A 6005-nucleotide genomic window follows, 5' to 3' on the forward strand; every position below is an offset into this window, starting at 1 on the left:
AGGGGCTTTCTGGATCAGTTTCCCGGCCACCGCTTGATGGTCAAACCCGGGGATCAGCCGCACAAGGAGATACTCTGATGGTTTATCCGCTGGCGGAGCAGAGACTGGCTCAGCACCATAGTGCCGCTCATGACTTAATTCTCCTAGAAGGCAAAGCAAAAATAGTATTGTCCCGCAGGATTTCCAGGCTGCAAAATTTCCTCCATCACAATGGTCTTTAGTTGCTCGTTTTTGAGAACAATTAGGTTTCTATAATGTCTGTTTCAAACCTGTCTCCTATCCTTCCTAATAATCAGGACCTCGCATTTTCTTTCTCATGTTCGGGAGTAGAAGACGGTGAGTTGAAGGTTGTCGAGTTTAAAGGCTCTGAGCAACTATTTGGACTTTACGAATTTGAGATTAATCTGGTTAGTCGCGATGATCAGATCGATTTGCAAGAGATGGTGGACGGCCCGGCGGTCCTTCGTATCTTGAATAAATTTGAGCCACCACGTTTCATTTCTGGTGTTATTTCCAGAGCTGAACGACGAGATCGTGGGCATCATCATACAGCCTATAAGGTCATATTGATGCCAGCAGCGCACAGGCTTCATCATGCTGCAGATTCAAGGACTTTTCAGCGCAAATCTGTCCCGGATATCATTAAGGAACTGCTGGCAGAGCAAAATATTGGTGATGTAAAATGGGACTTGACTGAGCCTCATGCGGAGCGAGAGTATTGCGTACAATACCGCGAGACGTGTTGGGAGTTCATTGAGCGTTTAGCAGCTGAAGAAGGAATGTGGTACTTCTTTGAGCATCATGATAATGGGGTCCATCGCCTTGTTTTTCTGGATAAGAACCAGATTGCCCCAACGCTCGAACATTCTCCTTTACTTACATATAATGCGACTGCAGGAGGCACAACACGTGGCCGGTTCGTCTATGAGTTCGCTTATAGTGAAGAAGTACATTCCAGCAGTTACATTCAGCGTGATTACACCTTCCATAATCCCAAGTACAACTTAGAACAAGAAGGTCAGCGCCAGGAAGATAATGGTCTTGCAGGCGATTATGTAATTTATGATGCCCCGGGCAGATTTAAAAGTGATCCAGTTGGCAAGGCGTTTACACGCTACAGGCTTGAAGCTGCCAGAGTTGATGCAACCACTGCCAAGGGGGTGACCAACTATATTCATCTCTCACCAGGCTATCTGACAAGCTTAAGCGATCATGACATCCAAGATTACAACATCAAGTACATGCTGTTGTCCGTTCTCCATTATGGGACGCAGCCACAAGCTCTAGAGGAAGACGGTGATCCGGAGGAACCAACAAAATATGAAGCCTCTTTCAAGGCAATGCCAGCACGGATCTCTTATCGACCTCCAGTGAGCCGAAAGCCTTTGGTAGATGGCCCGCAAATGGCTCATGTCGTTGGCCCTAAAGGGGAAGAGATCTTTTGTGATGAATATGGCCGGGTCAAAGTTCAGTTTCCTTGGGATCGGCGTGGCGGTTTCGATGATAAGTCATCGTGCTGGATACGGGTTGCGCAAAATTGGGCTGGGCCCATGTGGGGACACATGGCAATCCCTCGGATTGGACAGGAAGTCATTGTTGATTTTCTGGAAGGTGACCCCGATCAACCTATTTTGACAGGTCGGACGTATCACGCTCAAAATCATCCGCCTTACAAACTGCCAGATCATAAAACAAAAATGGTCATTCGCACCGATAGCCATAAGGCCGCTGGTTACAATGAGCTGTCTTTTGAAGATCAGGGCGGGCAGGAGAATGTCTTCTTACATGCTCAAAAAGACCAGACGATCAAGGTTTTAAATAACCGTTCGAAGAACGTGCTTGCCAATCAGGTTGAAAATGTTGGGGCGAACAAGTCCATCACTGTTGGAGCCAATCATCAGGAAAAAGTAGGCGGCAGCATGAACCTTTCCGTTGGTGGTGGAGGTGCAGCAGGAGGATTGTTAGGCGCATTAGGTGGCCTGGTGAAGTCTGGTGGCAAGAGTTCCAAGAAAGGCGCGAAGAAAGCTGGTAGTGCGCCTGTAACAGACTTTGCGGCAGTGGTTGCAAAAGTGGGCGCTGGTGTTGAAGCGCAGTCAGTTAATGCTGGAGTAGATTTTCTAAAAACAGGTGATCACTTTTTTGAAGGTGGGAAAGCTCAAGCTGGTGCTGGATCGGTTATTGGCGGGATGCTTTCGAAGTTTATGCCCGGATCGGGAACTTTAAGTGTCGTCGTTGAGAAATTCCGCTCCGACACCATTGGCATGGCGCGTACCGAACAAATCGGGATGATGAAAAACACAGTTGTCGGTGCAATCCAAACCATCATGGTTGGAAAACAATCCAAGCTCACTGTTGGTGAGAAATACGACGTAGAAGTCGGCAAGAAGATCACGTCCAGAACTAAGGTTCACACAATTCTGGCAAAGGACAAGATCGTCCTGGCCGCTCCCGGCGGCCAAATCGAAATTTCCCAAAGTGGCATCACAATTAAAGGCAAGAAGATTGATCTGCTGGCTCCCTCCATCAACCTCAAAGGTGGAAGTGGCGGCAAGGATACCGATAAGGCCATGGCCGAGAAGTGTGGGAAGTAGGGGGTAGCATGGCAGAGGATCTTGCAGAGTTTTTAGAAGAAACATTTGCCTCATTGCGAGCACAACAACCATCTGGCGAACCATCGCGCATCTTCGCTGTGGTAGATGCGTCCCGCGACCCCATGATGATACCGCCCACGATCGGAGCTCTCAGCAATCATTATAGTTGTCTTTATAAGGGACAGGCTCTTGTTGAGTTTGGAGATGACACAGCGTGGATCGTGGAAATCCGCGAAGATGAGGATGTCCTGGACTGGTTGGCCAGCGAGGGCTTTGGCAAGCGGTGGGCTATCTTTGCGCTCTCATCGCTGGATCTGGAGGGTTTTGTGCGTCATCTGCGCAAATTTACCCTTATTGAAGATGAGGGCGGCACCGAGCACTTCTTTAGATTTTACGATCCACAGACCATTCGCCAGTATTTGCCAGTGTTCACATCCGAGCAGCTGTCGGTGTTCTTCAAAGGCATAGATAGGCTTGTTTTAGAAAACACGCTCAATCCTGAAGAACTTTGCATGTTCCATGTTCATGAAGGTGAACTTTGCAGAGAGGTGATAGATCTACCGCGCTTTGATGAAGGCACCGCTGTATCCATGCAGGAGGCGAGCTGATCATGCCAATGAAGTTCAACAATGAACAGATGCTTGCCAACTTGCACGAGGATGCAGATTTTGCAGAGTGGTATGTCGAAGATTTCATGAAGAAGAATCTTCAGAACTACTACTTTGCTATCTCAGATGAAGGCAAGCGGGAAATGGTGATCAACGGGCGCAACTACGCCCGTCGCTTTGGCTTTAACAATCCTGAGTGGCAGTTCCACTTTGTCACCTTGATGTGGAAGGTCGCGGCCAATTTCTGGCAGTTTCCAGGCTTTAAGGAAATTGCAGAGGATCAGAAAACTTCCGAAGAGGAGCGCATTGATCAGTTTTACAATGTGTCTAAGGATCTGGCAGTTGAAGCCATCATGAACCCAGATGAACGATTTTGGTATCCCGAGATAGTTGATGTCTTGAAGCGGAAGCATCCGCAAGAATTGAGGTTTAAGGATTAGACATGGGGCAACAACTTAAAAACTCTGGTGTTGATGTCGACAAAACCCGGGGTGCCTTTAAAGGATTACAGGAGCTTCAGCAGAAGTATCTCGAACTTGGAGTTGACGCAGGCCTTGCCGCAGGAGGTGCTTTACCGCCACCATATGGAACCGCTGCAGACGTGGTCGCGCTCAGTAGATCCGTTTCCAAGGGGGATTGGTGGGGAGCTTTATTTGACGTAGTCGGACTTGTACCCATTGCTGGAGACGCTATCAAAGGTGGACGTATCGTCAACAAGTTAAATGACTTGCGCAAAGCTGTAGATTCAGCCGGTGGCATATTACAGAAAAGTTTCAATAAGACAAAAAAAGTTGCCACAAAATACTGGGATGATTTGGCTAAGAAAAACCGCAAGGCCTATGACGATGCAATCAAGAATTGCAAAACAAAAGCTTGTCGAGAATCCCATGCAGTTAAGAAAGGCTCGCAATATGGAAATACTCCTAAAAGCGGCAAAAATGGGACATGGGAGGGCGAGCGTGGCGATAGCAAATGGGTGCCTGCTGATGGAGGAAAGCCTGTAGAGTATAAAAATGGGTTCCCAGATTATGGACCGCATTCCAAAGGTGATGTCGATATTGCAATGACAGGGAAAAATTCGAAAGATTTTCCTGCTGCCGATAAGGCAATGCAAGAAAAACTCGGTGATCCCACTTGGAGAAAGCCCAAAGGGTATACTTGGCATCACAAAGAAGATGGCGTCACAATGCAGTTAGTCCCAGAGCACATTCATGCAACCGGGCGAGGTGCGAGCACTCCGCACACTGGAGGAGCAGCCATGTATAAAGGTGGCCATGCTTCTGACTTCTAAGGAAAATATTATGAATGCAAAAATTGTAAGAGACGGTGATGAATGGCCGAGTACGAGAGGCATCGCTGATAAAATCAAAAATTGGGAAGTTGAAAAAAAAGTAATTCTTCCAGAGGATTACAAGCAGTTTTTGACTAAATACAACGGAGGGCATATTTATCCTCTGCTATTTAAGTCTCCAGTACCAGAAGAGTTATGGGGTGCTCCGGATGATGATGATGTAATTTTCGATCCTGTTTTTGATTGGGATTACGCCATCGAACGTAGCTGTGACAATTTCAATGATGCCAGAAGACCAAAATCTTCGTTGCCCGTTGGCTCTGATCCTGGGGGGCTGGAAGTTGTTATTTCTCTTGAACAAAAGAGTCTTGGCAAAGTCTACTTAATTCACTTCGGCGTTGGGCCCGATGACGAAGAGCCTGTAATGAGAGCTTATTTGTTGGCAAATTCTTTTAGAGAATTTGTTTTTGAAAAACTATACGAAAATGCTGACAAGGATGGTTATGACTATTGGTATCGGCCAGGAATTGAACAACATTCAGTGGACTTAGAGTTTTGAGATGGCTTATTTCAAGTCTATTTCTGATACATTCTTTGCCACTTGGCCAGATAGCTTAAAGGAAAAAAGCATCCGGCATGAGGAAATTGCTTTAAGTCCTCAAGATGTAGTAGCTCTGGGAGCCAATACTCCCGAGTTCTGCGAACAATTCGAAATGTTCAATCATTTTGACCTCTCTCAGGATTTTCTGGATGAGGTGGCCGTAGGGCTGGAGAAGTTTCCATCTGGCGCCTTTCCTAGGCTGGATTATTGCTCTTGGAAAGAAAGCTGCCTTGTGAACTCGCCAGCACGTACCTTGCGTGATGTTGAAGCTATTATCTTACAGCCCAGTCTAAGAGTTGCTGCTGCTCTTATGGAACCAGCAGTTCATAATGCAGGGGCTAACTTCTATCTGCGGGAGTGGATTGATATTCCGCGCTGGAGTGAGTTTCGAATATTCATGCGAGATCGGAAAATTATTGGAATTTCGCAATACAATACAGCTGAGCAGTTTTCCCAGATCCAGCAAAGCTTAGACGATATCCGGACAGCCCTCATTGAATTCTGCCTGTTTTTCCATAAAGAATCTCATCTTGAGACGGTTATTGCCGATGTCTTCTTAACTGATCAAAATGAGAAACTTCAGGCGCGTCTTATTGAACTCAATCCTTTCCTCAATAGAGCTGATCCCTGCCTCTATAGCTGGAAGAAATCAGATTTCGATGGCAAATTTCGGTTCATCAAAAATGAAAGAATTGTTGCTGCGCCTATGGCCAGTTAAGGAGGGTGATAATGCCTAAAGCTGCTCGTGTTAGTGATACTGGGTCAGGACATGGTTGTCATTTCCCGCCCACTCCAATCATCTCAGGTAGTCCTGTTGTGAAAATAGACGGTCTACCTGCCGCTCGTGTTGGAGATTCACTAATTCCACACGGGTGCCCTGTGTGCCCAGCTCCACCGCATCCACGTTCAGTCTC

8 protein-coding genes are annotated in these 6005 nt (G+C 46.8%); all 8 read left to right on the top strand.

The window, feature by feature from the left end:
- A partial coding sequence (locus PsWM33_RS27700; RefSeq protein ID WP_206599004.1) for a hypothetical protein occupies positions 1-221 on the top strand: 221 nt, incomplete at its 5' end.
- Between the two features lie 33 nt (positions 222-254).
- A complete protein-coding gene (locus PsWM33_RS13075; protein WP_063300529.1) occupies positions 255-2591 on the top strand; it encodes a type VI secretion system Vgr family protein in 2337 nt (778 codons plus the stop codon).
- An 8-nt stretch (positions 2592-2599) separates the two neighbouring features.
- The gene (locus PsWM33_RS13080) at positions 2600-3199 is read left to right on the top strand and encodes a DUF4123 domain-containing protein (RefSeq protein ID WP_063300530.1); all 600 of its coding nucleotides are present in this window, start codon (positions 2600-2602) and stop codon (positions 3197-3199) included.
- A 2-nt stretch (positions 3200-3201) separates the two neighbouring features.
- On the top strand, positions 3202-3639 hold the full coding sequence (locus tag PsWM33_RS13085; RefSeq protein WP_208994548.1) for a hypothetical protein: 438 nt from the start codon (positions 3202-3204) through the stop codon (positions 3637-3639).
- A gap of 2 nt (positions 3640-3641) precedes the next feature.
- On the top strand, positions 3642-4490 hold the full coding sequence (locus PsWM33_RS13090; RefSeq protein WP_063300531.1) for an HNH endonuclease: 849 nt from the start codon (positions 3642-3644) through the stop codon (positions 4488-4490).
- Between the two features lie 10 nt (positions 4491-4500).
- Positions 4501-5049 carry an SMI1/KNR4 family protein gene (locus tag PsWM33_RS13095; RefSeq protein ID WP_082826997.1) on the top strand — a complete coding sequence of 183 codons (549 nt, stop codon included), beginning with the start codon at positions 4501-4503 and terminating at the stop codon, positions 5047-5049.
- A gap of 1 nt (position 5050) precedes the next feature.
- The gene (locus tag PsWM33_RS13100; protein ID WP_063300533.1) at positions 5051-5809 is read left to right on the top strand and encodes a hypothetical protein; all 759 of its coding nucleotides are present in this window, start codon (positions 5051-5053) and stop codon (positions 5807-5809) included.
- Positions 5810-5820: 11 nt separating this feature from the next.
- Positions 5821-6005, top strand: a 185-nt coding sequence (locus PsWM33_RS26820; RefSeq protein ID WP_193778399.1) for a PAAR domain-containing protein, incomplete at its 3' end; no start/stop codon positions are given.

The organism is Pseudovibrio sp. WM33 (assembly GCF_001623165.1).
Classification (GTDB): Bacteria; Pseudomonadota; Alphaproteobacteria; order Rhizobiales; family Stappiaceae; genus Pseudovibrio.